Genomic DNA, 24,747 nt, shown 5'->3' with positions numbered 1-24,747 from the left:
CCTTTACGTGTCATTGCGAGGAGCGAACGTAGTGAGCGACGCGGCAATCTATTGCCTTACTTAACTAATTTCACATCAAAACAGATATAAGAATCACCAGGAATACCAGCCTGTGGAACACCGTAGCTTCCATAAGCGAGCTCAGGTGGAATTACCATCTTTCTTGTTTCACCGTATTTCATTTCCTGAACCATTTCATCAAAACCAGGAATCATCTGACCACCAGCTGTAGTAAATTCAATTGGTTCATGTCCCTGTGGGTGGAATTCTTTTGAAGCATCAAAAAGCTGACCATCTGGAAGGTATCCTTTGTACTCAACAGTAACTTTCTTTCCCTTTCCACAAACCGGGCCGCTTCCCTGCTTAATAATCTGATAGTAAATACCACTCTTAGATTTTTCACAGCCTTCAATTACCTTTGCAATTGTTTTCTTAGCCATTTCTTCTTTGAAAGAAGCAGCCTTCTTAGCACCCTCAGCCTTAAGAGCGTCAAAGCTTGCCTGAGTTACCTTGAAAGCTTCTGCATCTTTACCCTGGCGAACAATTGTCAAAGACTTAATGGAATCGCCCTGAGCCACAGCATTTACAACATCCTGTCCTGCAAGAACCTCACCAAAAATTGTGTGTTTGTAGTTGAGCCAGTCTGTTGGAACGTGTGTAATGAAGAACTGGCTTCCGTTTGTATTAGTACCAGAGTTAGCCATAGCAAGCTTACCAGGCTTATCAAAAATATAACCTTCAACAAATTCATCAGCAAACTTATATCCAGGACCGCCAGTACCATTACCCTTTGGATCACCACCCTGAATCATAAAGTTTTCAATTACACGGTGGAATTTCAAACCATCATAAAATGGCTTTCCTTTTGCTGCATCAAGAGTTCCCTCTGCAAGACCAACAAAGTTTGCAACTGTCATTGGTGTTTCTTTGTAAAAAAGATTAAGAACAATTGTTCCCTTTTCTGTTTCAAGAACGGCAAAAACGCCTTCCTTTCCTTTCAATGCTTCCATGTTTTTCCCCTTAGAACCTGCGGCTGTGCAAGATGCTAATGTAAAGATTGCCATAAGTCCTGCAATAATAGTTTTTTTGATTTTCATTTTTTCCCTCTTAGAATTGAGTTGTAAACCATTTATAAACTGCGTCCATTCTCGAAGACATTGAATCAGTAATCTGACCCTTAATGCCTGGGAACTTTACGCTGTCCAAATCTGTGTTCAGATAAAGCAAAAGATCATCACCACAATCAATTACAAGAATGTTGATAATCATCTTTCCAGGATAAATTGCCTTGAATGGGCCAATTCCCATCTTATCCAGAATGCTGAAATTGCAAAGCAATGTATCATCTTTCTGGAAGTATGAAAGCTTATAAGTATTCACACCAAAGCTGTTATCATCCTGAAGACAGTAAGAAACCTGTCCGTCTGCATTTCCTGTATTCTGATCTGCAATCTTTGTTTTATCGTATGGTCCGGCAATCATATATGTCTTTTCATACAGAACACATTCCTTATTCTTTGTAGAAGAGAAATAAGTCATACCCTGCATTTTAGAGATTGAGCGGACAACCTTTGAAACATCATCAATTGTGATTGAGCTTTTTCCAGAGCTTCCTTTTGCAAGAAGCTCTTTTTTACTCAGAAGATAAAGTCCTTCGTAAGTGTAAGGATAGTTCTTTGGATCCTTAGAAATCATACTGCCATTGATTTTGCTGCTATAAACAGATTCTGGCAGAAGACGGAAACCAGTAGAACCATCATCACGGTATTCTGATACAATCCCGTTTTTTACGAGTGCATCATAATACTTAGCACCTACAAGTTCTTTTGCCTTTGCGTTTTCACCTGCAAAACAAGTTCCTGCAAATGCAGCACCGGCAAAAAGAACAAGACTTACCTTCTTAATAAGATTTAATGCCATTAGCGAATTCCTTTGTAAAGAACGCGAACCTGCTTGAATACGCCCTCACCTTCACTCTTTGTTTCAACATCTGGGATATCGTTCAAAGTTGTGTGAATGAGACGTCTCTCAAACGGATTCATTGGTTCAAGCAGAATAGAGTTGTGCGAAAGGCGAACCTTATCTGCTGTTGTATATGCGAGGCGAACAAGAGTTTCCTCACGGCGAATTCTGTAGTTTTCTGTATCAAGAATTACGCGAACTTCTTCGTGACCAAGGCGGCCAGCGTAGATGTTTGCAAGAAGCTGAAGAGCATCAAGGTTCTTACCCTTACGACCAATAAGGATTGAAGAATAAGAAGAATCAAGGCGAATTCCAAGCTTCTTTTCTTCGCGGTAAGAAACTTCAACCTTTACATCATAACCCATCTTTTCAACCATAGTTTTGATGAATTCAATAAGTTTCTGTTCAAATTCACCCTGTGGAAGAGGATCTGCAACAAGGCGTGAGTGCTTTTCTTCTGAAGCGTCTCCACTCCAGCCTGCACTACCATCATTATCATCAAGTGTATGAACTCTGATTTTTACGTAACCCTTTTTGAAAATTGAGTTTTTCTGTGTTTCAAGAATCTCAACATCAAACTGATCACGTTCAAGTCCAAGCTCATTTACTGCAACTTCAATAGCTTCTTTTTCAGTTTTTCCTTCAAACTCGTAAGTCATTTTATTTATCTCCTGTATGTGTCATCCCGAACTTGATTCGGGATCTATTTTCTTTTAGCCTTAGGTGGCAATGTCTTCTGTACTTTTGCGGCAGGTTTTCCTGCTTCTTTTTCAGCACGCTTTTCTTTCATCATCTTATTGATGATAAGCTGCTGGAAAATCTGAAGTACGTTACTTGTAAGCCAGTAAAGAAGAAGTCCAGACGGTGCATTGTAGAACATAAAGAAGAACATCAATGGCATACCGTACATCATAAACTTCATTGTAGCCTGACTCTGACCTGGAGCTGTTGTCTGACCATACTGTGTGATCTTACCAGATAACAACTGAGTACCCACATAGATTACAGGTAAAAGACGAAGCTGGTTACCAAGTAAAGGAATATTGAAATTGAAAGTCTTTACAACATCACCTGTAGAAAGGTCTGGAATCCAGTGTGGAATAAACATAGCACCACGGAATTCGAAGTAGTTGTTAAAGAGGTTATACATAGCAAAAAGAATAAGGAACTGGAACAGCATTGGGAGACATCCGCTTGCAGGGTTATATCCAGCCTGCTGATAAAGCTTAGAAGTTTCCTGCTGAAGCTTCTGCTGATCACCCTTATATTTTTCCTGAAGAGCCTGCATCTTTGGCTGAAGTTCCTGCATCTTAAGAGAACCAAGAGACTGTTTCTTAGAAAGTGGGAACATAATTACCTTAAGAATAAGAGTCATTATGATGATTGAAACACCCCAGTTATGGAAAAGCTTATTCAGCATCTCAAGAACTACCTTAAGAATCTTTTCCAGCCAGTTGAGCCAGCCACTTGTCTGTAATGCCTGAGTTACTTTCTTACCACCAAGGTTCCAGCCATTGTTTTCTGCAATATTATAGCGCTTAAGATCCTTATCATTACGAGGACCAAAGTACATATAGTAAGTATCAGAAATATCTGAACCTGAGAAAGCAGCACGCTCAATAAATGCCTGAGCATTTGCATAATTATTTACTTCAACCTGTGAAGAATATTTACTTGTGTTGATTTTTTCTGGTGCAGAAGGAATCATAAGTTCAACAAAGTATTTTCCGGCAATTCCGGCCCAGATAAGATCTTTGTCATATTCCTTGAACTGACCATTGCTAAGCATAATCTTCTTATATTTGTTGCCGTTGAAAGTAATAAACTCACGGCGTTCATAACGATTCTGCTTTGGATTAAAGTGTGGTCCAATCTGTGGAGAAGTTCTGATTGTGTAAGAAGTTCCGCCAAGATCAAGTCCGTTTGAATCTGCAGTATGAATAAGAACATCCAGCTTGAAAACATACTCGCCGTCCATAAAAGAATAAACTTTGCGCATTGTTGTTTTCTTACCGTTTACATTCATTGTTTTTGTAAAGGTGATTGTCTTACCATCTGTTTCTGTATTGAAGATTTCGTCGATGATTTTTTCTTCTGCTTTTCCAAAAGAAATGGCACAGGTTCTGTTTTTGCTGTTTACGTTATCTGACAGCTGAACAAAGTCGTTTGTATCCATATCTTTATGGTCAAGAAGCTTATAGCTGATGATGTCTCCACCCTTATTTGTGAAAACAGCTTCTACTTTATCTGTTGTAATAGTATATTTCTGTTCAACAAGAGCAGGCTGATCTTCTGATTCTTCATCATAATCAGCAGCGATTGAAAGTTCGCTAACTTCTGCTGAATCATCAAGAGAGAACTCCTGTGGTTCTGCAGTTTCTTCTGTTGTTGTCTGTGCATTTGCCTGCTTTCCAAAGCCCATCATATTAAGACCAGGGAAGAATTTAGGCAAAATCAGATAAGAACCAATAATAACAAGTGTTGAGAGGACAATTGCCCATATAGTATTTTTATCCATATTTTAAAAACCTCACGGTACAGGGTCATAGCCGCCTTCGTGAAATGGATTGCATTTGAGAACTCGTTTAATCGAAAGTAAAAGGCCCTTACCAGGACCGTATTTTTTTATTGCTTCAAGGGCATATGCAGAACAAGTGGGAGTAAATCTGCAGTTTTTCCCCAGCAATGGTGAAATACAAATTTGATAAGCACGAATTAGAAAACAGAAAAGTTTTGTGAAAAATTTACTTATGGCTCCGCCTGCAATGACGGCCAGTTTTTTCAACATAGCCTTATTCCTGAATTAATCCTGCCTTTTGACACAATAAACGAATTTGATCACATCGCGAGTGGAACGAATCATTTCCGGGATATATTAAGAATAACATGTCATACCCGGTGTTCAGATGTGATTTTAGTAATCGATAGACTTCACGGCTGTACCTTTTTGATAAGTTCCTTTCGACCGCGTTACCGTAGCCGCGCATCAAAGGAAAACCGACTCGATTCATTCCAAGGCCGTTCTCTAAATAGAAAAGCTTTGCTCCCGGAATACTTATCTTTTTTCCGTTTTTAAACAGCTTTTTAAAATCAGCGGGATTCTTTATCCGCTCGTCACGTTTAAAAAATCCCGTTTTTATCAAGTCTGTTTCCATCCCTAAAAAATTAGTACTTCTTCTTTTCGTCAGAAACTGAGAGCTTTGCGCGACCCTTAGCACGTCTTCTAGCAAGTACCTTGCGTCCGCCTTTAGTTGCCATACGAGCTCTGAATCCAAATTTTCTGTTGCGCTTTACTTTGCTTGGTTGATATGTTCTTTTCATGGAACGTACTCCTTATATATATTATTTTAAAGATTTCCTATTAAAGTTATCTTAATATCGAAATACAAAAATAGTAATAAAATATATCATTTATTCTTGCGATAGGTCAAGCATGCTGTTTCTTATACTGTCAAATTTGGCAAGAAGCTCTGGAGGCAGCTCAGAAGTAGTTTTTTTCTCTTTATCATACTTTTTAAGCTCCTTTTCCTGCTTTGCAAGACGAGCCTCCATTTCATTGCGTTCTTTCTTCACCTGACTTTCATAGCTTTCACTCAGGCTAACCTTTTCGCCGGCCACTCTAAAAGCAAGTGTGCTTATCTTCAAATTCGGCAGATTCATCTTAAGACCATTAATAATAAATTTCTGATACATCTTAAGATACTGTATCCAGCCGGGATGATCTGTCTCTACAAGAAGAACTCCATTCTTTAAATCAATGACTCTCGTATTTCCGGCAAGGCGCTCTCCAATTGGAATTCTCTTTTCACTATCTTCGGATTCAAATCTATTTGAGCGCACACCGGAAACAACTTTTTTCCAGACGCTGCAAATTTCATTTGCATCTGAGGTTCCAATATTTGCGGCCTGAAGCATCATGTCGGCGGCGGAAATTATCTGATTATTCATACCATTCACCCTGCTTTATTTTATACACTTTTGTTGTGTCATGCATATAGCGTTCATATGGTTCGCCCGGTAAAAAAGTACAGAAGAGCTGGTCATACTCGGGAAGCATTGCTGTTAGTTTTGCTCTCTTGTCAGGATCAAGTTCCAGAAGAACATCGTCCATCAAAAGTACCGGCCGAAGGCCGGTCGCGCGGGTATAATAAATTGACTGCGCAACTCTTAACAAAAGTGAAATTAAACGACACTGCCCTGTCGACGCAGTCGGAATAAAAAGATGATGATCTTTAACAAAATCAATTCTATCACGGTGCGGGCCGGAAAGTGTTGTTTCTAAGTTCTTATCTCTATCTCTTTGTGTGAGAAGCAAATTTAAAATATCCTGCGAAGCAGGAAAAATTTTTTCGCCATCAAGATCCTGTTCTTTCCAGGATGGATGATAGTTAATTGACACTCCTTCAATTCCACTTATCTCTTCAAAAACTTTTCCAAAAATCTGATTAAAAAGAAAAATTGCTTTCTTACGTTTTTCCTGAATTATCAGACCATAATATGCAAGCTGGTTATCAAAAGCATCCAGCATATCATACTGTTTATTTTTTAAAATCTGATTACGACTCTTTAAAACTTTTTTGTAATTTCTTAAATCGTCAATATAAGTTGAATCATATAAAGTGAGCGACTGATCAATAAAAAATCTTCGAGCTTCAGGTTCGCCTGTTGCAAAGCGCAGATCATCATGACAAAAAAGAATGCACGGAATTGTATTGATAAGTTCTTTTCTGTCCTGAATTTTTTTTCCGTTTTTTTCAATTCGTTTTTTATTATTTTCAAAAATTACAGAGACGCGCTGAATATCGTCTTCGCCTTTTTTGAACATTGAATTTACACTGAAATCTTTTTCACCTTTTTTTACAATCTGTCCATCAACATGAGTTCTGAAAGAAATTCCATAAGAGGCATAATAAAGCGATTCAAGAATATTACTTTTACCCTGCCCGTTTTCACCAACAAAATAGACCTCTCTGTTCGAAAGGTCTATCTTGTCATTTTTCAGATTGCGAAAATTATAAAAAGTCTGATAAAGAAATGGCATCCTAGTAATTCATTGGCATAATTACGTGGATGTAATCTCCGCCAGTTTCACTGCGCATAATTACAGCCTTAGTAATATTTGCATCACCATCAACATCATTGATATTAAAATCAAAAACAACATTTTCTGAATCAATAACCTTGAGTGGTTCTGTTACATAAGTGAAGTTCAATGCCATAGAAATTTCCTGACCATCGTAGCGGCAAGGAATCTCTTCATCTGCAGAACCGATATCAGAATCTGGAGAAATCAATTTAAGAACACCAGAAGAAATCTTGAAAATAATTCTGCTTACTTTTTTATCAACCATGATTGTTGTACGTTTAAGAGCTGCATCAAGATCAGCCTTATTTACCATGAATGACATTGTAAGATTTTCTGGAATTACCTTTTGGTAGTTAGGGAACTGTCCTTCAATAAGAACAGAAGAGAATTCAAGATTTCCAAATTTAACAAAGATAGATTTGTCTACAACTGCAATCTGAATGTTTCCTTCATCAGGAGCATTCTTCAAAATACAAGAAAGAATTTTAGTAGGAATAATTGCAGGCTGGAAATCAGGAACACTGAAACCAGTTTTGTTATCGCAAGAAAGACGACGTCCATCAGTTGCAACCATTGTAAGTGTCTCACCATTTTTGATGAAGTAAACACCAGTCATGAAGTAACGGTTACGGTCATCAGAAACAGCAAAGATTGTTTCCTTAATCATCTCTTTGAAATCTTTAGAAGGAATCTCAAAGAATGGAACATTATCACTTGTGCCAGACTCAGGGAACTTATCGCTTGCCTGACTCTTAAGCTGGAATTTAACACGTTTAGTAATTGGTTTAATTGTTACACCAATATCTTCCTGAATAAACTCAATTTCTCCAGATGGTAAAGAAGAAAGAATGCTCATGAACTTGTCGCAGAAAATTGTTGTACGACCCTGTTCCTGAATATCAACAGGAATTACAGTTGTAAACTTAACTGTTGAATCTGTAGCCTTAATAGTAAGTGAATTATTTTCGGCTATTATAAGAATATTTGAAAGAATAGAAACAGGACTTTTATTGGTAATAATTTCCTGCGCAATTGAAATTTCTTTAATCATTGCGTCTCTGTCAAATGTAAATTTCATTTTTATTCTCCTTACACACTTTGTATATTAATTATTATATTTTTTAAATTTAGTAATAATAATAATAAGGTATGTGTATACTGTGGGAAACTCATTTAATTCTTTGTATTTACTTGAATTAAATTGTTAATAAGCATTGTGGGTTTATTAACTATTTATCCACATATCCACATTCTAATTAATATTTTTCAAATTATCCACTTTAAAGAGGCAATTTATCAACATTTTTTACTATTTCTTGTATTCCTTAATTTCCCTCATATAAAGCTGGATCTTAGATTCCAGTGTTGAATCAATCTTAACCTGTTCAGCAACCTTTCTATAAGCTGTCATAATTGTTGAATGATCTTTACCACCGAATTCATTACCAAGTTCTGTATAAGCCATTTCAGTAAGTTCACGTGCAATATAAATTGCAATCTGACGTGGAACTACAAATTTTTTATCACGCTTTTTACTCTTCAAATCAGCAACAGAAATCTGGAAATTTTCTGCGATTACTTTTTGAATGATATCAAGCGAAATATTTTCAGTTGAATTAGAATTGATAATATCTCTCAACTGATTTTTTACAATATCAAGATTTAATTTTTTACCAATAAGCTCTTCGTATCCAAGAACTTTATCCAGAGCAGATTCAAGCTCACGAACGTTAGTTTCTACATTCTTAGCAATATAATCTATGATTTCTGGTTCAAGAGTTCTGTGCTGAAGTTCAATTTTTTTCTGAAGAATTGCATAACGGGTTTCATAGTTTGGTGGCTGAAGATCGATACACATTCCGCTTGAAATACGGCTTACAAGTCTTTCGGCCATAGTTTTAATTTCACGGATAGGTCGGTCACAGGTAAATACCATCTGAGCTTTTTTCTGTGAAAGAGCATCAAAGGTAAGATACAATTCTTCCTGAGTAGATTCTTTTCCCTGAAGGAAGTGAATATCATCAAGTAAAAGAACATCAAGATTTCTGTATTTATTTTTGAAAGCCTTTTCTGTTTTTTCTTTAAGAGAAAGAATAAACTCATTTGTAAAGCTTTCTGCAGATACGTAACATATCTTTAATTTTTCAGTGTTGTTATTATTGATATAATTTCCAATAGCCTGCATAAGGTGAGTTTTTCCAAGACCGGAACCACCATAAAAAAGAATCGGATTGAATTTTTTACCTGGTTCGTTTGCAACTGCTATAGCTGCGTTATATGCAAATCTACTGTTATCACCTGGAATAAAAGTATCAAAAGTATATTCTTCATCAAGTAACTGATGTTTTTTAAAACTTGCTTTTTTAGGCTCACTTGCTTCTGGAGCTTTAGTTTCTTTTACAGGTTTTTCTTCTGTAACTTCGTTTGATTCTGTTTTATCTGATTTTTCTGATTCTATATTTTCTTCTTTTACAACAATAACATTTAATTTAATGTCATTCTGATCTGTGATTTCTTTAAGCTTTTTAAGAACAATGTCAAAATGTCCTCTTTTCTGCATTGACTGGAGGAGAAAATTATTAGCAACGGACACAGTAATAGTATCAATAGTATCCTCAACGTACTTCATGTTAAACCAAAGCTTAAATTCGTCTCCTTTGTTTTCTGATTTATATTTATCATGGAGTACTTTCATTGTGTACTCCCAAGCTTCTTTATAATTATTTTCTGACATTCTTTTATTATCCTAGAGTTACTGATTTTCTTCAAGTATTTTGTAATTTTTCTCAAACTAACCTTGGTTAGTTACAAGCTTTATTGAATTTAAAGGAAAAATTTTGTAAAATTAACTACTTTAATATATTTACTTATATATTAGACATTTATTTCGAAAAAAATCATAAAAAAGGATATAAATATGTCAGCTGATTACGGTGCAAGTAACATCCAGGTTCTTAAAGGACTCGAAGCAGTTCGTAAAAGACCTGGTATGTATATTGGTTCAACGGGTCCGAGGGGACTTCATCACCTTGTTTATGAAACAGTAGATAACTCAATCGATGAAGCAATGGCAGGCTTTTGTGATACTGTTGTTGTAGCACTCGAAAGAGACGATATTTGCCGCGTTGAAGATAATGGACGTGGTATTCCTGTTGATATTCACCCTACAGAAAAAATCTCTGCTCTTGAACTTGTACTTACACGTCTTCATGCCGGTGGTAAGTTTGATAAAGGTTCATATAAGGTTTCCGGCGGTTTGCATGGTGTAGGTGTATCCTGCGTTAATGCTCTTTCAGACTGGATGGAAGCAACTGTTAAACGTGATGGTCATGTTTATCAGCAGAAATATGAACGTGGTGTTCCAAAAACCAAAGTAGAAGTTATTGGTGATATTCCAGAAAATGAACACGGAACAACAATCCGCTGGAAGGCTGATAAAACAATCTTTACAGAAACAACAACTTATGATTATGACGTACTTCGTGATCGTCTTCGCGAACTTGCATTTCTTAACAGTGGTGTTGTAATTATTTTCCGCGATGAAAGACTTGAAAATCCTAAAGAAGAGGTTTTGAAGTTTGAAGGCGGTATTAATGAATTCGTAAAAGAAATAGATGAAGGTAAGGCTGTAGTTCCAGCTGAACCAATTTATATCAAAGAGGAAAAGGATGATGTAATCACAGAAATCTCTATGCATTATAATTCCTCATACTCTGAAAACGTACGAACGTTCGTTAACGACATTAATACTCGTGATGGTGGAACACACCTTGAAGGTTTCCGCAGCGCCGTTCGTTTTACATTAAACAAATTCTTTGAAGCAAATGAAAAGCTTAAGAAAAATCTTGATAAAGATGAAAAGCTTACATACGAAGATTTGAGCAGCGGTCTTACTGCAGTAATTTCCATGAAAGTTCCAGAGCCTGAGTTTGAAGGTCAGACAAAGGAAAAACTTGGTAATACAGAAGTCCGCACAATTGTAGATCAAATTGTAAAAGAAAAACTCACTATATATTTTGAACAGAATCCTCAGGTTCTAGAAGCTATTCTTAAAAAGGCTATCGATGAAGCTAAGGCACGTATTGCTGCCCGCAAGGCAAAAGACAATATGCGTAAAAAGACAATGAGTGACGGCTTTGGTCTTCCAGAAAAATTGTCTGACTGTTCAATGAAAAATCCTGAACTCTGCGAAGTATACATAGTCGAGGGAGACTCTGCGGGTGGTTCTGCCAAGAAGGGTAGAGACCCTAAGACACAGGCTATTCTTCCTCTCTGGGGAAAGATGCTTAACGTTGAAAAAGTTCGTCCTGAAAAAGTAATGAACAACGATAAGCTTGAACCTGTAATTGCTTCTCTTGGTGCAGGCTTTGGAAAAGATTTTAATATCGACAAACTCCGCTATCATAAAATCATCATCATGGCCGATGCCGATGTCGACGGTTCACATATCCGCACATTGCTTTTGACTTTCTTCTTCCGCTACATGCCGAAGCTGATTGAAAACGGTTATGTATATCTTGCTATGCCTCCGCTGTTCAAAGTTCAGCTTGGTAAGAAAGATCCAGTTTATTGTTACAGTGATGCAGAACGCGATGCTGCTCTGGATGCTCTTGGCGACCAGCGTGATAAAGCCGATGTTCAGCGTTACAAGGGTCTTGGTGAAATGGATGGTAAACAGCTCTGGGAAACAACAATGGATCCTGCACACCGTAAGATGCGAGTTGTAACAATTCCAGATGCAATGGCAGCCGATAGAATTTTCAGCGTATGTATGGGTGAAGAAGTAGAGCCACGCCGCCGCTTCATTGAAGAGAACTCAAGCTATGCTAATTTGGATATCTAATCTAAAAACTAACTAACGATAATTAGTAAAAAGGAAATAAACAATGGAAGAGATCAAAACAGCCGAAGGTGGCTCTCTCATTAAAATCCCAATTGAGGACGAAGTTAAGCAGGCATACATTGACTACTCAATGTCTGTAATTGTACAGCGTGCTTTGCCAGATGTTCGTGATGGTCTTAAGCCTGTTCATAGACGTATCATGTATGCTATGGATACACTTCATCTTGCGAGCGGTGGAAAGACAAAAAAATGTGCTACCATCGTTGGTGAAGTTTTGGGACACTACCATCCACATGGAGATGCTTCTGTATATGATGCACTCGTTCGTCTTGGACAGGATTTTGCTCAGCGTTATACAACAGTAACTCCACAGGGAAACTTCGGTACAATCGCCGGTGACCCTCCAGCTGCTTACCGATATACTGAGGCTAAGATGTCAAAGATCACCGAAGAGATGACAAGCGACATCAACAAGAACACTGTAGATATGGTTCGCAACTTTGATGATACCTGCGATGAACCTGCAGTTCTTCCTTCTAAATTTCCATTCCTGCTTTGTAACGGTACAACAGGTATTGCCGTTGGTATGGCTACAAACATGCCGACACATAACCTTCGTGAAGTAGCAGACGCAATCTGTGCCTACATTGATAACAATGAGATTTCTGTTGAAGAGCTCATGCATCATATAAAGGGTCCGGACTTCCCAACCGGAGGTATTATTTACGGTACAGCCGGAATCAAAAAAGCATATACAACAGGACGCGGTAAAATTGTTATCCGTTCTAAGTTCACAATTGAAACTGATAAGCGTGGTAAGGAATCAATCGTATTTACAGAAGTTCCTTACGGCGTAAATACAACAAACATTATCCGTCGTATCAAAGAGCTTGTTCGCGATAAGCAGATTGATGGTGTTGTAAATGCAAATGATGAATCTTCAGATCGTTCAGGTATGCGTCTTGTAGTTGATCTTAAAAAAGGCGCAATTACAAAGATCGTTCTGAACCAGCTTTTTGCTAAAACAGATTTACAGTCTAACTTTGGTGTAATCAATCTTGCACTTGTTCCACAGGTAAAAGAAGGAGCTCCACGTTATGATGAGCCTGGCATGCTTACATTGCCACCAACTTATCTTAAGCCGGAAGTTCTTACACTCAAGCAGCTTATCCAGCACTTTGTAAATCACCGCGACGAAGTTATTACACGCCGTACAATTTATGATTTAAAAGTTGCTAAGCACCGAATGCATATTTTGGAAGCTCTGATTACTGCTATCAATAACATTGATGAAGTTATTCAGATTATCAAGAGCTCTGAAAATACAGAAGATGCAAAACTTAAACTCGAAAAGAGATTCAACTTTGATGATGAGCAGGCACAGGCAATTGTTGATATGCAACTCAAGCGCCTCACACACTTGCTCATCGAAGATCTCCAGAAAGAGATTAAAGAACTTCAGGCACTCATTGATTACCTCGAAGGACTTCTTGCAGACCACAACAAGATTCTTGGTCTTATCAAAGATGAGACTCGCAGCCTTGCAGAAAAGTATGGTGATGACCGCCGTACAGAAATCGTAGCAAGCGAAGTTGAACAGATCAACGTTGAAGACATGATTAAAGATGAGGACATGGTTGTAATGATTTCCCGTATGGGTTACATCAAACGTGTTCCAGCTGATAAATACAAAAAGCAGGGTAGGGGAGGAACCGGAAGTAACGGTACCAACCTTCTTGATGACGACTACGTTAATCAGTTGTTCATCGGTTCTACAAAGGAACACCTGTTATTCATAACTAACCTTGGCCGTGCTTACTGGATGAAGATTCATGAGATTCCGGAAAGTGAAAAGGCTGCCCGTGGTGCTCATATCAAGGGACTTCTCCAGGTTGGACCAGATGAGGAAATTACAACAGTAGTTTCACTCAAAGAATTTTCAGACGACCTCTACCTCTTTATGACAACTGCTCAGGGTGTTGTAAAGAAGGTTCGCTCTACAGAGTTCCAGAACGCAAAGACACGCGGTATCATCGGAATTAAGCTTAATGATAACGACAAGCTGATTAGTGCAATTCCTACAACTGGTGATTGTGAAGTTATGTTGATTTCCCGCCGTGGTAAAGCTCTTCGTATTACAGAAGATTCAGTTCGTCTTATGGGACGTGCAAGCTGTGGTATTAAGGGAATGAAGCTTTCTGAAGGCGATGAAATTGCTGCAGCCGTAAAAGTTGAAAAAGATGCAAACATGATTTTACTGACAGAGAAGGGTGTAGGAAAGAGAATTTCTTTCGACCTGTATTCAGTTCATGGACGTGGAACAGGCGGACAGAGAATCTTTGGAAACACAGAATCTAAAGGTGAAATCATCGGCGCTATCAACGTTAAAGATAAAGATGAAGTTGTCTGCATGACAAGCCAGGGTAAGACACTGCGCTTTAAGGCTACAGACATTAAGGAACAGGGAACAGGAGCTTCTGGTGTAAACGTAGTTCGTGTTACTGAACCAGACTTTATCGTTGGACTTGATAAAGTTCAGGACAAAGACGACAACGAGTAATATTTCTCCTAACTAACGAAAGGAAGTTTTAACAACTAACAATCGTTAGTTAGAAAAACAAATTTAATTATTGACAAAATAATTTTTTTGTTTAATAATATTTGTAAAGGGTATGAGCTATTAATAAAAGTTTTTAGTTCTAGGGTGATAATATATATGCATCAGGCAGAAGGCTGACCGGTTATATACGGTCAGCCTTTTTGTTTCACGTGAAAAAATCCAGTTACAAAGTTATCCACATTATCAACAAGTTATCCACATTTTGAATTATTGTGGATAACTCTGTGGATTTGGTGGAAAAGTTTCATGTGAAACAATTTGCATATTAATGATTACTTCGATTCCGCTCAGTAATCATTAAACTGAAATCCTCGATCCCTGAGTGGAGTCAAAGGGATATTGTTTGTGCTTAAGAAATGTTTCATGTGAAACAAAGACAATCCAAATATAGAAAATCCATACAATCAAAAATCAGAGTAGGGTAGGGGAGTGGTGTTTAGTGTTTCACGTGGAACATGAAAAAGCAGATCTGAGTATTGTTTAATTAATAATAATTCTGGATGTTTCATGTGAAACATTAATACAAATTATGGTTGCTGAGCGAAGTCGAAGCAATCTTTAGATGATCTTAAGAAGATCCCTTCGAATCTGCTTAAGTATCCCGAGATCATAATGTTTCATGTGAAACAGTAGTATTCTAAATCAAACTCAATTATGAAAATCTAAAGTTGAAATATATTAGTGTAGAGGAATAGTGTGTTTCACGTGGAACATTCTTCTTACATAAATATGAATCGTTTATGTTCCACGTGAAACATAAACGATTACTACGGATGCTGAGCGTTGTCTAAGCAACAGTTTATTTATAAATACTAGATCCCTTCGACTCTGTTCATGGATCCGTGGGTCATAAATGTTTCATGTGAAACATTGTATGTGAAAATCAATTAACGGTCGTTCGGTAGGTTTAAAAACTAATAAACGTTCGTTTTCATTTAAAATTAATGAATGTTCGGTTGTTTAAAATTAAAATCAATATTAATTAGAGCTTTTTAGCATATATATAGATTTAGGTTGGAAAAGATAATATATCCTCAGATATTCTTCTAGATATTCGCTGTTTTTTAATATTTCAAGGGTTTTATAAGGTTTCTATGAAATTATGCATATCTACAGATATTTCATTGGAAGATACGCATATATTGCTCAATTCTATTAATATACTGCTTACAGCTTCTTTTCCCGGAGTTCAAACCGGCCTTTTCGCCAGTCTGCGTATCCTGTAATGGAATATCCGGCTTTATCATATAATTTTATGGAATATGGGTTTTGAGTAAAGCAATCCAGGCGTATAGAATCATATCCTTCAGATTTACTGAGATTTTCAATATATTCCAGGGTTTTTGCTGCAATTCCCTGGTTCTGGAACAAAGGGTTTACACATAATCTGTGAATTACATTAAATCGGCTATCAGGATACTTCCAGCAGCCGTTTTTGTATTCTTCATCACATTCTTCGCTTAAAACAAAGCAAACTGCAATTTTATTATCTGTTTTGCCAATATACATCTTATTTTTTGTAATATCTTCTTTCAGAATGTCTTTATCCGGATATATTTCATCCCACTGGTGAATATTATCCTTTTCCATGGCAATTATGGCATTTTGATATAAAGAATATATTTCTTCGAGATTATTGATATTTGCTTTAGAGTAATTCAAGTTTAAACTCCTTAAATGTTGCTTTTCCTCCTGCTTTTTCTGTTGAATAACAGAATAATGCAAATCTTACACCAACAAATTGATCCAGAGTATAGCGAAGCTTTACAGGTTCTCCAAAATTAACATATTCACCACTTTCATTATCAAAATAGCTGAATTGCACATTCTCTTTTGTATGTTCCAGATTAAATGTTGCTTTTAGAGTTATTTCAGAAGTACTTATTTCTTTTTCTGAGATTATTACAGGTTTTTCTGTATCATATACTCCCATACTCCATGGAGTGTATGGAATCTTGTGTTCTGCTGTAATAAGCAGGAGTTTTCCATCTTTTTTAGTAATTCCGATAAATCCATATTCACCTTCAAGAGCACATAAGCCTGTAATATCTCCTTCGTTGATTTCTGAGGCGTTTACAGTTACTTTTCCGCTGCAGTGTTCTGTAAAAGTTCTTTGAGTGAGAGTATTTGAAGCTTGAACTACATTTATACAGGTTTTATCAGTTTTTACTGTGAATGTAGATGAATTTACGCTTGTGAGATTTTTATCTGGAATATGATTCCACTGCCATGCGGGATTTGTAAAGTCATTGCTATAAAGTGGTTTATATTCGTAATCCGGGCGATTATCTGGAACTGATATCTGTTTTGGTGCAAATCCGGCAGCTCCAAAGATTGGGAAATCATCTACAAACTTTACAGGAACTAATACTGGAATTCTTCCTAATGCTCCGTGATCCTGGAAGACTATTGAATACCAGTTTCCATTATTTGCCTGAACAATTCCACCCTGAGCTGTTCCGCTGTTCCATCCTGCAAGGTCTGAGCATAAAACATCTTTTCCGGTATATGGCCCGTCAATTTTGTCTGAAACAAAGCAGGCTTGTGTACGCATCTTCCCTTTTGGCATGTGGATAAAGAAGATGTAGTATTTTCCGTTTATTTTATAAATATGGCTTCCTTCATAGCCTAATATTACATTTTCGGGATTATCCTGAATAATAACCTTATTTATTCCTCCATCCTTTGGTCCAGAGAGATCTGGCTCCATTTCTGTAAGATGAATGTTCATATTACCGCTTACACAGTAAACTCTTCCATCATCATCAAAAAGAAGAGACATATCATGGAAAAAGCCTTTTATCTCAGATTTAATCCATGGTCCTTCGATTTCGTCTGCTGTGTATAAATATGTTTTATGAGTATCGTTTGCGACAAAAGTGATATAGAATTTACCGTTATGATGACGAAGACAGGCAGCCCACATACCCTTTCCATAAACACCTTTATTGTCTTTGAGAGTCTGTCCTGGAGTTGGTTCAAGTTCGTCAAATACGTATGCTGCATGTTCCCAGTTTACAAGATTATATGAACGCAGAATTACGCAGCCTGGCATAAAGTGCATTGTTGTGCTTACCATGTAATAGGTGTCGTCTACAAGGATGATATCTGGATCCGGGAAATCGGCTGGGATTATATAAGAGGAAGCAGTTTTCATAACCTGACTTTCGTTAGTTTGGCTGGTTGTATTTTTTTCCATATTCATTTTTCTATTCCTTACGAATGGTAGTATTGCTAACAGAATAATTCCGACTGTTGTAATTAACAATCGGTAGTTTCGGCTAAAAAGTTTCATGTTTCTATATTTAGAATACAGTTAAATAAAATGCTTGTAAACTTACTAACGGTAGTTTATTATTAAGATACATAATTTATCTTAGGAGGATATTATGATAAGAAAAAGTTTGGTAGCAATTTTGCTGATGTTGGGCTCATTTGTTTTTGCAAATGACTGGAATGTTCAGGAAGTACCTTATGAAAATTATGTTTATTATCTGGTAACAGATGCGCCGGAAAAATATAACAATCTGATTGGTACTATGGTTTTTGCATGGCAATCTCGTTCGAGTTATAGAAATTTATATGAATCATCTTGTAAAGATGGAATTATAAAATTTCTTAATAAAGAAGATTTTAGTATTGAAATTGATCCAAATAATGGGATAGATTCAGCATTTCTATCTGTATCATTTATGGAAAAATATTTTCCTGAATTATTTAATATAAATATTCCAGTCACAAAAACTGATCTTGAATTTATTTGGGACAGTCTAAGTTCAAAATATGCAGGTTTTTCTGAAATGAAGAAAAAAGGATTTAATAAAAAACAATTTTATAAGATTAATAACACAAAGGATTTAAAAACATTATTAGATAAATATATAGAAGACTGCCATTTTCAGCTTAATGTAAGGGAGTTTTCATATAATCAGAATACTGCTTATGATGAAGGTAGTAAAAAAAGTAAAGATCCTGCAAATATATATTTTGAAAAAGAGACTTCAAATTCTTATTACGTAAGATTTACAGGTTGTGGAGTAGAAAATGATTTGTACAATAAAAATCTGCAGAAGGTTGCTCTAAAGGCTGTAAATAAAGATTTTATTATTCTTGATTCAAGATCCAATCAAGGTGGTTCAGATTTTCCACAGATTCTCTTGAGAAAAGATTTGAATAACCTTAAATATAAGGGAACTGTAATTGTACTGCAGGATAACTGGAGTTTTAGTTCTGGTGAGGTATGGCATATTTTTGGTGTGAATGGTCTAAAATTTAAGCGCCTGCTTGTAGGAACACATTCTGGTGGAATGCAGAATTATGGAAACTGTCAGGTTTATTCTAATGTAAATAAGGATGTGGTACTTTATTTTGGTTATTCAAATTTCAGAAAAAATCTTCCGTCTAACTATCTTGGTGATGGTAAAGGTTATGAACCTGATGTCTGGGCAACTACAGAAACAATGGCTTCTGTGCTCACAGATCTTGGAGTAGATGTAACTGGTATTGAGTTTAAATAATTTACTGAAGACAGATTTTGTCTAATCGTGAAACATTTTCTGCTATAAAGTCGGCTCCGGCTGTTTCGAGTTCTTCGCGGCTTCCATAACCAAAAAGAACTCCACAGGATTTGAGGCCGACTTTTTTTGCACCCAGAATATCGTGCTTGCGGTCACCAATCATCAAGATTTTTGATTTATCAGATATTTGATTTCTTTCAATTGCAAATTCAATTACTTCATCTTTTTTTGTACGTGTTTGATCTTTGAGGCTACCACAGACATTTTCAAAGTATTGTGAAAGTCCAAAGTGTTCAATAATGCGGATGGAAAAATCTTCCGGTTTAGAAGTTGCAACAACCAGTTTTTTATCATTTTGCTTGAGTGTGGAAAGCAGCTCGGGAATTCCAGGATAAACTGAATTCTCAAACAAGCCTTTTTCTGCAAAGTATTCTCTGTACTTTTTTATTGCATCTGGTATTTTATCATCTTCAAAATGAAGCAGATTCTTAAACGAGTCTTGTAGTGGCGGACCTATAAAAGTGCATAAAGTTTCATACGAGGGTATTTCGCGTCCAAAGTATTTAAGAGCATATTTAAATGAGTTTGTAATTCCAGGGGCAGGATCAGTAAGAGTTCCGTCGAGATCGAAGAAGAGATAGTCGAACATAGAAATATTATAGCCGGTGGTTTCGACAAGCTCAACCACCGCAGCAATTAGTATTGCTCCAGGAAGCTTTTAGAAAGTTTGCTGCTTACTGTATCGCGTGTTAGAAGTGTTTCTTTGGCACAGGTAAGGCCATAGTGAATACAGCGTTTTACAGGATCTCCTTCAAGGAAGCCCATTAAAAAGCCTGAGGCAAATGCGTCACCTGCACCAATTGTATCTACAATCTGTGAAGGGGTGTATGGTGGTTCATTCCAGGTTTCGTTGCCGATTCTTACCATTACGCCCTGTTCTCCAAAGGTAATGATAAAGTTTTTATATCCTAAGGCCTGAAATTTATCTGCAGTGGTGAGGTCTGGAAGTACTGAAGATTCTCCAAGAATTGCAGCTGCCTCATACTCATTACAGCCAAAAAGGTCAATTAATGGTGCATATTGCATTGTTTTTCGCGCAATATCTGGAGCTGTTGCGTTCTGGAATACAAAGATTTCTGGATGTGTTTTTTTGTAGTTGTAAAAGCCAGCAAGAGTTTCATCAGAAAGATTTGAATCCATAACAAAGGCAGAAATATCATTATCTTTAATTACCTTTTCTACCTGTTCATCAAATGTAATTTCTTTAAGAATTTGTGTTGAGTAAACACAGGTTGCGCTCTTTCCACGGCTTGCCATTACAGAAAAAAGGGCAGTTTTGCGTTCTTTACTTTCACCAAGCAGAGTTGTATTTACGCCTTCTTCCTCAAGGCCACCACGCAAATATTCACCAAAAATGTCTTTTCCAACTACAGAATGAATGAAAGTATTTAAGCCAAGATGTTTAAGATTGATTGCCATTCCACGGCCAACTCCACCAGGAACTAGCTCGATAGAACCTTCGCGGTAAGCTTCTGTATCATCAACTTCTGCAGAATAAGCTTTAATATCAACGGAAACATTTCCTGAACACAAAATATTCTTCATAAAAACCTCAGTAAAGATTATACAAGAAAAAACTCAGAAACGAAAACTACAGCACAACATGCACAGGCAACAGGGAATAATCCGGCTCCAAAGTATGAAAGCAGGATTCCGACAACAAGTGCAATGATTCCAGCAATTGGAGATTGTGTTGCTTCTACAATAGCAGGGAAAGTCATTACTGCAAGTGTGATGTATGGAACGTAGTATAAGAATGATTTTATAAATCTGTTTTTTATCGGTTTACGGATAAGGGTAAGAGGCAGTACACGAATGAGGTATGAGACAAAGAATGCTGTGAAGATTGATAAGTATATATAGAGATTCATTATTGTTCCTCTGAAATTGGTTTAACCAAAGCAACTATAGTTGCAATTACAACTGTAAGAATGATAGTTCTTGTACCGCTGGATAGTTGACTAACGTACGGTAGTTTTGTGCATGCATAGCTTGCAGCAAAACTCACTAATACAGAAATCATAATTACAAGATTCTTTTTTGCTGGTGGAACAATGATGGCAAGGAACATACCATAGAGTGCTACAGAGAGTGCACTTACAACACGGGCAGGTAAAAAGTTTCCGGCAATAATACCGAGAGAAGTTCCAATGCTCCACAGAGGTATTGCTACAAAAATTGCGCCGTAATTATAAACAGGATTTATATAGCTTGGTCTTGCGATAGTAATTCCAAAGATTTCATCTGTAACTCCAAATCCAACTAGGAATCTGTGAATGAGGGGAGTTTTAGGATCAAAGCGCTGGGTAAGGGCAGTGCTCATAAGAAGGTAGCGGGCATTTACAACAAGTGTAATTATTGCAATTTCAAGAAAAGAAGCAGCTTGCTGAATAGAAGTGAAAAGTGCATATTCACCAGCAGAGGCAACACAGAAGAAGCTTGCAATGAATCCCTGAATTGGAGTTAGACCGGCATTACGAGCAACGATTCCAAGTGAAAAGGCTACGGCAAAATAACCAAGACCAATAGGCACACCGTCGCGCATTCCTTCGAGAAAAACTTTATTTTTCATATTCCCACCCAAAAAAGAAAAACGGTGGTTTCGACCTTTGACTTAGTTCAGGTTCCGATACCACCGTTTATTATTTTATCAGATTGTTAGGCGTTTGCCAAACCCTTAAGCTCAGCTAACATCTTAGGAAGATCTGATTCCATGTTCTCATTTGAGAACTGGCAGGTTCCTACCTTTTCGTGTCCGCCGCCGCCGTATTTCAGCATAAGGCTTCCAACGTTTACTTTGCTTGTTTTATTTAAGATGCTGTAGCCAACTGCTGCAGAACAGCCCTGACCACCGCGTCCGCTTACAATCCAGGCAGAAATATTCTGATCAGGATACATACTGTAAATCATAAAGCGGTTTCCAGTATAGATTGGATCAACACCACGGAGGTCTGAAATAATCAGATTACCTTCTACAGTTGTATGAGCTTTTACCATTTCTTTGAACTTTTCTGTCTGTTCATTATAAACTTCAATACGCTCTTTTACATCTGGCATTGCAAGAATTTCTTCCGTTGATTTGTCGCGGCAGGCAACCATCAGTTTTTCCATCAGCTGGTAATTTGAAACTGTGAATTCACGCCAGCGTCCAAGACCTGTACGTGGGTCCATTAAAAATCCTACAAGAATCCAGCCCTGTGGGTTCTGAATTTCGTCTATTGTAAGATTTCCTGAATCAACCTTATCAACGGCTACCATGAGATCATCAAAGTTAGGGAATTTTTCTTTTCCGCCATAATATTCATAAATAATACGAGCACAAGAAGGAGTAATGCGACTTTCTCCCTTATATTTTCCTTCGAGCTGATTTCGTTCAAATTCACTAGAGTGATGGTCAAACCAAAGACCACAACCTTCTACAAATGGAACATTAGCAAGACAGTCGTTGCTGTCGATTGGAACGAGCCCGTCCTGTAAATCTTTTGGATGCGCAAACTTCCAGTGATCAATTATACCTGCCTCAAGCAGCAAGGCGCCACAGGCAAGTCCGTCAAAATCTGAACGAGTTACAAGTCTCATACCCATATAATCTATCCCCTTAATTTTTTGTTAATAGTTAATATATTTTAACATTGAATTCTCAAAAAAGATATTTTTAAATTTACTTTTATATTATTTAACCTTGTGATATAGTAGGTATATGATTTACGAAATGCAGGAAATGCCTAAAGCAGGCGATACAGTTGTTGTTGGAATGTCTGGTGGTGTAGATTCTACACTTACCGCTCTTTTACTTTTACAGAAAGGTTGTAAAGTTATTGGTGCAACTATGTCGCTTTGGGATGGTAGTCTTCCTGAAATTCACACAGGCACAAAAACCCGTGAAGCCTGCTTTGGCCCGGGTGAAGAAGAAAATATTGAGGAATGTAAGCGTTTCTGCGAGGTTCATGGAATTGAGTATCATGTTATTGATGTAAAGGAAACTTATAAACAGGAAATCCTTGAATATTTTAAGAGTGAATACAGAAGTGGTCGTACACCAAATCCGTGTATCCGCTGTAATATGCTGATTAAATTTGGAGCTCTTCTTACTGGAATTGAAAAGCTTGGAATTAAATATGATTATTTCTGTACCGGTCATTATGCAAAAATTGTTAGACCAGAAACAGGGCTTTTTGGATCTGATAAGCGTCCTTGCATGATTGCTGGTGCGGAAGATGTTTCTAAAGATCAGACATACTTTTTGTACAGAATTCCTTCAGAAACCCTTGAAAAAGTGCGTTTTCCTCTTGCTGTAATGAAAAAAACTGATGTTTTTGCTCTGGCGAAAGAGGCTAATCTTGAAGCAGCAAATCGCGAAGAAAGCCAGGATTTTATTGGTGAAGAGTATTTTGATGTACTGTTTGCCGATAAACCTTCTGTTCCAGGCGATATTATTGATCTGGACGGCCACGTTCTTGGTAAGCACCGTGGAATTGAGCATTACACTGTAGGACAACGCCGCGGACTTGGAGTTGCGGTAAATTATCCGGTTTATGTTCACTCAATTGATGCAAAGAATAATGTTGTAGTGCTTGCTCCAAACGAAGCTCTTAATTCTAATGCTCTTATAGCTGATGATTTTGTATGGCCTGCAGGGGTAGAACCATCAGAAGGTTTTGACGCTATGGTAAAAATCAGACTGGCTAGTAAGCCGGCTGCGGCCCATATTGAGAAATATATTTGTGATGATGAGGAAGCGGTTAAATATCGCGGACAGCCATGGAAGATTACTTTTGCTGAGCCTCAGAGAGCGGTTGCGCCGGGACAGTCTGCCGTGCTGTATAAAGACGGTGTGATTGTTGGCGGCGGCGTGATTTTTAAAGCCTTTACAGTTTAAGTAATTTTTCTGCGTTTTTGTGGAAAATCATTTCGCGTTCTTCTTCCGTCAAATCAAGACGGTTGAAGCGCTCAAGTTCTCCTTCGTGATCCCACATTGGGAAATCAGAAGCAAACAAGAACTTTTCTACACCGTGTTTGCGAATCATTTCATTTGCTTTTTCAACTGGCAGCCATTCAAGTGTACTTGAGGTGTCAAAATAAACATCTTCACCAGCAAGATATTCCATTGATTTATCCCATTCAGTATAACCACCAAAATGCGCTGCAATCAAAGTGAGCTTAGGGTGTTTTTTATGAAGATTTAAGATGCGCTGCGGACCAGAAAAATCATAACGCTTATCACCTGCATGCATAATCAGCGGCAATTCAAGATCTGTCATAATATCATATACAGAATCCATGCGTGCAGCATCAATCTGGAACTTTTGAAAATCGGAATGAAGTTTTATACCACGAAGGCCTGCGGCTTTAATTCTATGAAGTTCTGCTTCATAATTATCATAATCCGGGTGCATGGTTCCAAAGCCAATAAACTCCGGATGCTCTTCACATTGTTCAATAATAAAATTATTTGAAGGTTCTACCTGCATTGGTTTTGTGGCTACCGGTAAAACAACATATTTTGAAACACCGATTTTTGAACCACTTTCAAGAAGTTCTTCAGGGCTTCCATGATACTGCATAGGGTAGTTATAAAAATCGCCGACACTTTTAGATGCTTTTTCAGCAATTTTGGCAGGATAAATGTGACAGTGGAAATCGATAATCATAATGCCAA

At 37.3% G+C, this 24,747-nt stretch carries 23 protein-coding genes; 4 read left to right on the top strand and 19 right to left on the bottom strand.

Annotation, left to right across the window (positions count from 1 at the left end; translation table 11 throughout):
• Positions 1 to 56: 56 nt before the first annotated feature.
• The 11 genes from BM161_RS00875 to dnaA form a co-directional block, all read right to left on the bottom strand.
• Positions 57 to 1,097, bottom strand: a complete 1,041-nt coding sequence (locus tag BM161_RS00875) for a peptidylprolyl isomerase (RefSeq protein WP_074929781.1) — start codon at positions 1,095 to 1,097, stop codon at positions 57 to 59.
• A gap of 10 nt (positions 1,098 to 1,107) precedes the next feature.
• On the bottom strand, positions 1,108 to 1,920 hold the full coding sequence (locus BM161_RS00870; protein WP_074929779.1) for a DUF6675 family protein: 813 nt from the start codon (positions 1,918 to 1,920) through the stop codon (positions 1,108 to 1,110).
• The gene (jag, locus tag BM161_RS00865; RefSeq protein ID WP_074929777.1) at positions 1,920 to 2,621 is read right to left on the bottom strand and encodes an RNA-binding cell elongation regulator Jag/EloR; all 702 of its coding nucleotides are present in this window, start codon (positions 2,619 to 2,621) and stop codon (positions 1,920 to 1,922) included. Before jag ends, BM161_RS00870 begins: the two co-directional genes overlap by 1 nt.
• Before the next feature lie 44 nt (positions 2,622 to 2,665).
• Positions 2,666 to 4,480: a membrane protein insertase YidC gene (gene yidC / locus BM161_RS00860; protein WP_074929776.1), complete on the bottom strand. Its 1,815-nt coding sequence runs from the start codon at positions 4,478 to 4,480 to the stop codon at positions 2,666 to 2,668.
• A gap of 12 nt (positions 4,481 to 4,492) precedes the next feature.
• Positions 4,493 to 4,750 carry a membrane protein insertion efficiency factor YidD gene (gene yidD / locus BM161_RS00855; RefSeq protein ID WP_083425615.1) on the bottom strand — a complete coding sequence of 86 codons (258 nt, stop codon included), beginning with the start codon at positions 4,748 to 4,750 and terminating at the stop codon, positions 4,493 to 4,495.
• A 4-nt stretch (positions 4,751 to 4,754) separates the two neighbouring features.
• The gene (gene rnpA, locus BM161_RS00850; protein WP_074929775.1) at positions 4,755 to 5,117 is read right to left on the bottom strand and encodes a ribonuclease P protein component; all 363 of its coding nucleotides are present in this window, start codon (positions 5,115 to 5,117) and stop codon (positions 4,755 to 4,757) included.
• A gap of 10 nt (positions 5,118 to 5,127) precedes the next feature.
• Positions 5,128 to 5,283, bottom strand: coding sequence for a 50S ribosomal protein L34 (rpmH, locus tag BM161_RS00845; RefSeq protein WP_022932870.1), 156 nt, complete (start codon positions 5,281 to 5,283; stop codon positions 5,128 to 5,130).
• A gap of 90 nt (positions 5,284 to 5,373) precedes the next feature.
• Entirely contained in the window at positions 5,374 to 5,910 is a 537-nt protein-coding gene (locus BM161_RS00840; protein ID WP_074929774.1) for a DciA family protein, read from the bottom strand.
• Complete coding sequence (gene recF / locus BM161_RS00835) at positions 5,903 to 7,003, bottom strand: DNA replication/repair protein RecF (protein ID WP_074929773.1); 1,101 nt, start codon at positions 7,001 to 7,003, stop codon at positions 5,903 to 5,905. Before recF ends, BM161_RS00840 begins: the two co-directional genes overlap by 8 nt.
• A gap of 1 nt (position 7,004) precedes the next feature.
• The gene (gene dnaN / locus BM161_RS00830) at positions 7,005 to 8,126 is read right to left on the bottom strand and encodes a DNA polymerase III subunit beta (protein WP_074929771.1); all 1,122 of its coding nucleotides are present in this window, start codon (positions 8,124 to 8,126) and stop codon (positions 7,005 to 7,007) included.
• A gap of 231 nt (positions 8,127 to 8,357) precedes the next feature.
• Positions 8,358 to 9,782, bottom strand: a complete 1,425-nt coding sequence (gene dnaA, locus BM161_RS00825) for a chromosomal replication initiator protein DnaA (RefSeq protein ID WP_074929770.1) — start codon at positions 9,780 to 9,782, stop codon at positions 8,358 to 8,360.
• Between the two features lie 183 nt (positions 9,783 to 9,965).
• Between dnaA and gyrB the strand changes: the two genes are divergently transcribed.
• Both gyrB and gyrA read left to right on the top strand, forming a co-directional pair.
• Positions 9,966 to 11,891: a DNA topoisomerase (ATP-hydrolyzing) subunit B gene (gyrB, locus tag BM161_RS00820; protein ID WP_074929768.1), complete on the top strand. Its 1,926-nt coding sequence runs from the start codon at positions 9,966 to 9,968 to the stop codon at positions 11,889 to 11,891.
• A 43-nt stretch (positions 11,892 to 11,934) separates the two neighbouring features.
• Positions 11,935 to 14,451 carry a DNA topoisomerase (ATP-hydrolyzing) subunit A gene (gene gyrA / locus BM161_RS00815; protein ID WP_074929767.1) on the top strand — a complete coding sequence of 839 codons (2,517 nt, stop codon included), beginning with the start codon at positions 11,935 to 11,937 and terminating at the stop codon, positions 14,449 to 14,451.
• Between the two features lie 1,227 nt (positions 14,452 to 15,678).
• On the opposite strand, the gene BM161_RS00810 is transcribed toward gyrA, so the two are convergent.
• Together BM161_RS00810 and BM161_RS00805 are read right to left on the bottom strand one after the other, a co-directional pair.
• On the bottom strand, positions 15,679 to 16,173 hold the full coding sequence (locus BM161_RS00810) for a GNAT family N-acetyltransferase (RefSeq protein ID WP_074929765.1): 495 nt from the start codon (positions 16,171 to 16,173) through the stop codon (positions 15,679 to 15,681).
• Entirely contained in the window at positions 16,160 to 17,716 is a 1,557-nt protein-coding gene (locus BM161_RS00805) for a glycoside hydrolase family 43 protein (protein ID WP_218150232.1), read from the bottom strand. The genes BM161_RS00810 and BM161_RS00805 overlap by 14 nt, the downstream gene beginning before the upstream one ends.
• 184 nt (positions 17,717 to 17,900) lie before the next feature.
• Here BM161_RS00805 and BM161_RS00800 point away from each other — a divergent pair, with 184 nt between their 5' ends.
• Entirely contained in the window at positions 17,901 to 19,028 is a 1,128-nt protein-coding gene (locus BM161_RS00800) for a S41 family peptidase (RefSeq protein WP_074929763.1), read from the top strand.
• Position 19,029: 1 nt separating this feature from the next.
• Here BM161_RS00800 and BM161_RS00795 read toward each other — a convergent pair whose 3' ends face one another.
• The 5 genes from BM161_RS00795 to BM161_RS00775 form a co-directional block, all read right to left on the bottom strand.
• Positions 19,030 to 19,677 carry an HAD family hydrolase gene (locus tag BM161_RS00795; RefSeq protein WP_074930240.1) on the bottom strand — a complete coding sequence of 216 codons (648 nt, stop codon included), beginning with the start codon at positions 19,675 to 19,677 and terminating at the stop codon, positions 19,030 to 19,032.
• A 47-nt stretch (positions 19,678 to 19,724) separates the two neighbouring features.
• A complete protein-coding gene (locus tag BM161_RS00790; RefSeq protein WP_074929761.1) occupies positions 19,725 to 20,633 on the bottom strand; it encodes a carbohydrate kinase family protein in 909 nt (302 codons plus the stop codon).
• Between the two features lie 17 nt (positions 20,634 to 20,650).
• Positions 20,651 to 20,959: an AzlD domain-containing protein gene (locus tag BM161_RS00785; RefSeq protein ID WP_074929759.1), complete on the bottom strand. Its 309-nt coding sequence runs from the start codon at positions 20,957 to 20,959 to the stop codon at positions 20,651 to 20,653.
• Positions 20,959 to 21,660, bottom strand: coding sequence for an AzlC family ABC transporter permease (locus BM161_RS00780; RefSeq protein ID WP_074929758.1), 702 nt, complete (start codon positions 21,658 to 21,660; stop codon positions 20,959 to 20,961). Before BM161_RS00780 ends, BM161_RS00785 begins: the two co-directional genes overlap by 1 nt.
• 86 nt (positions 21,661 to 21,746) lie before the next feature.
• Positions 21,747 to 22,667 carry a DHH family phosphoesterase gene (locus BM161_RS00775; protein WP_074930238.1) on the bottom strand — a complete coding sequence of 307 codons (921 nt, stop codon included), beginning with the start codon at positions 22,665 to 22,667 and terminating at the stop codon, positions 21,747 to 21,749.
• A 121-nt stretch (positions 22,668 to 22,788) separates the two neighbouring features.
• Here BM161_RS00775 and mnmA point away from each other — a divergent pair, with 121 nt between their 5' ends.
• Complete coding sequence (gene mnmA, locus BM161_RS00770) at positions 22,789 to 23,967, top strand: tRNA 2-thiouridine(34) synthase MnmA (protein ID WP_074929757.1); 1,179 nt, start codon at positions 22,789 to 22,791, stop codon at positions 23,965 to 23,967.
• Here the strand turns inward: mnmA and BM161_RS00765 are convergent.
• On the bottom strand, positions 23,957 to 24,739 hold the full coding sequence (locus tag BM161_RS00765; protein WP_083425614.1) for an amidohydrolase family protein: 783 nt from the start codon (positions 24,737 to 24,739) through the stop codon (positions 23,957 to 23,959). The genes mnmA and BM161_RS00765 overlap by 11 nt on opposite strands.
• Positions 24,740 to 24,747: the final 8 nt, after the last annotated feature.

This window comes from Treponema bryantii (genome assembly GCF_900113965.1).
Lineage (GTDB): Bacteria > Spirochaetota > Spirochaetia > Treponematales > Treponemataceae > Treponema_D > Treponema_D bryantii_A.
Note: the sequence above shows the minus strand (reverse complement) of the source record. Positions and strands in the feature narration are given on the sequence as shown.

Bases quoted from the DNA above. Each gene is read 5' to 3' on its own strand.
- BM161_RS00875 (WP_074929781.1), bottom strand. From the start codon at position 1,097: ATGAAAATCAAAAAAACTATTATTGCAGGACTTATGGCAATCTTTACA.
- BM161_RS00870 (WP_074929779.1), bottom strand. From the start codon at position 1,920: ATGGCATTAAATCTTATTAAGAAGGTAAGTCTTGTTCTTTTTGCCGGT.
- jag (WP_074929777.1), bottom strand. From the start codon at position 2,621: ATGACTTACGAGTTTGAAGGAAAAACTGAAAAAGAAGCTATTGAAGTT.
- yidC (WP_074929776.1), bottom strand. From the start codon at position 4,480: ATGGATAAAAATACTATATGGGCAATTGTCCTCTCAACACTTGTTATT.
- yidD (WP_083425615.1), bottom strand. From the start codon at position 4,750: ATGTTGAAAAAACTGGCCGTCATTGCAGGCGGAGCCATAAGTAAATTT.
- rnpA (WP_074929775.1), bottom strand. From the start codon at position 5,117: ATGGAAACAGACTTGATAAAAACGGGATTTTTTAAACGTGACGAGCGG.
- rpmH (WP_022932870.1), bottom strand. From the start codon at position 5,283: ATGAAAAGAACATATCAACCAAGCAAAGTAAAGCGCAACAGAAAATTT.
- BM161_RS00840 (WP_074929774.1), bottom strand. From the start codon at position 5,910: ATGAATAATCAGATAATTTCCGCCGCCGACATGATGCTTCAGGCCGCA.
- recF (WP_074929773.1), bottom strand. From the start codon at position 7,003: ATGCCATTTCTTTATCAGACTTTTTATAATTTTCGCAATCTGAAAAAT.
- dnaN (WP_074929771.1), bottom strand. From the start codon at position 8,126: ATGAAATTTACATTTGACAGAGACGCAATGATTAAAGAAATTTCAATT.
- dnaA (WP_074929770.1), bottom strand. From the start codon at position 9,782: ATGTCAGAAAATAATTATAAAGAAGCTTGGGAGTACACAATGAAAGTA.
- gyrB (WP_074929768.1), top strand. From the start codon at position 9,966: ATGTCAGCTGATTACGGTGCAAGTAACATCCAGGTTCTTAAAGGACTC.
- gyrA (WP_074929767.1), top strand. From the start codon at position 11,935: ATGGAAGAGATCAAAACAGCCGAAGGTGGCTCTCTCATTAAAATCCCA.
- BM161_RS00805 (WP_218150232.1), bottom strand. From the start codon at position 17,716: ATGAATATGGAAAAAAATACAACCAGCCAAACTAACGAAAGTCAGGTT.
- BM161_RS00800 (WP_074929763.1), top strand. From the start codon at position 17,901: ATGATAAGAAAAAGTTTGGTAGCAATTTTGCTGATGTTGGGCTCATTT.
- BM161_RS00795 (WP_074930240.1), bottom strand. From the start codon at position 19,677: ATGTTCGACTATCTCTTCTTCGATCTCGACGGAACTCTTACTGATCCT.
- BM161_RS00790 (WP_074929761.1), bottom strand. From the start codon at position 20,633: ATGAAGAATATTTTGTGTTCAGGAAATGTTTCCGTTGATATTAAAGCT.
- BM161_RS00785 (WP_074929759.1), bottom strand. From the start codon at position 20,959: ATGAATCTCTATATATACTTATCAATCTTCACAGCATTCTTTGTCTCA.
- BM161_RS00780 (WP_074929758.1), bottom strand. From the start codon at position 21,660: ATGAAAAATAAAGTTTTTCTCGAAGGAATGCGCGACGGTGTGCCTATT.
- BM161_RS00775 (WP_074930238.1), bottom strand. From the start codon at position 22,667: ATGAGACTTGTAACTCGTTCAGATTTTGACGGACTTGCCTGTGGCGCC.
- mnmA (WP_074929757.1), top strand. From the start codon at position 22,789: ATGATTTACGAAATGCAGGAAATGCCTAAAGCAGGCGATACAGTTGTT.
- BM161_RS00765 (WP_083425614.1), bottom strand. From the start codon at position 24,739: ATGATTATCGATTTCCACTGTCACATTTATCCTGCCAAAATTGCTGAA.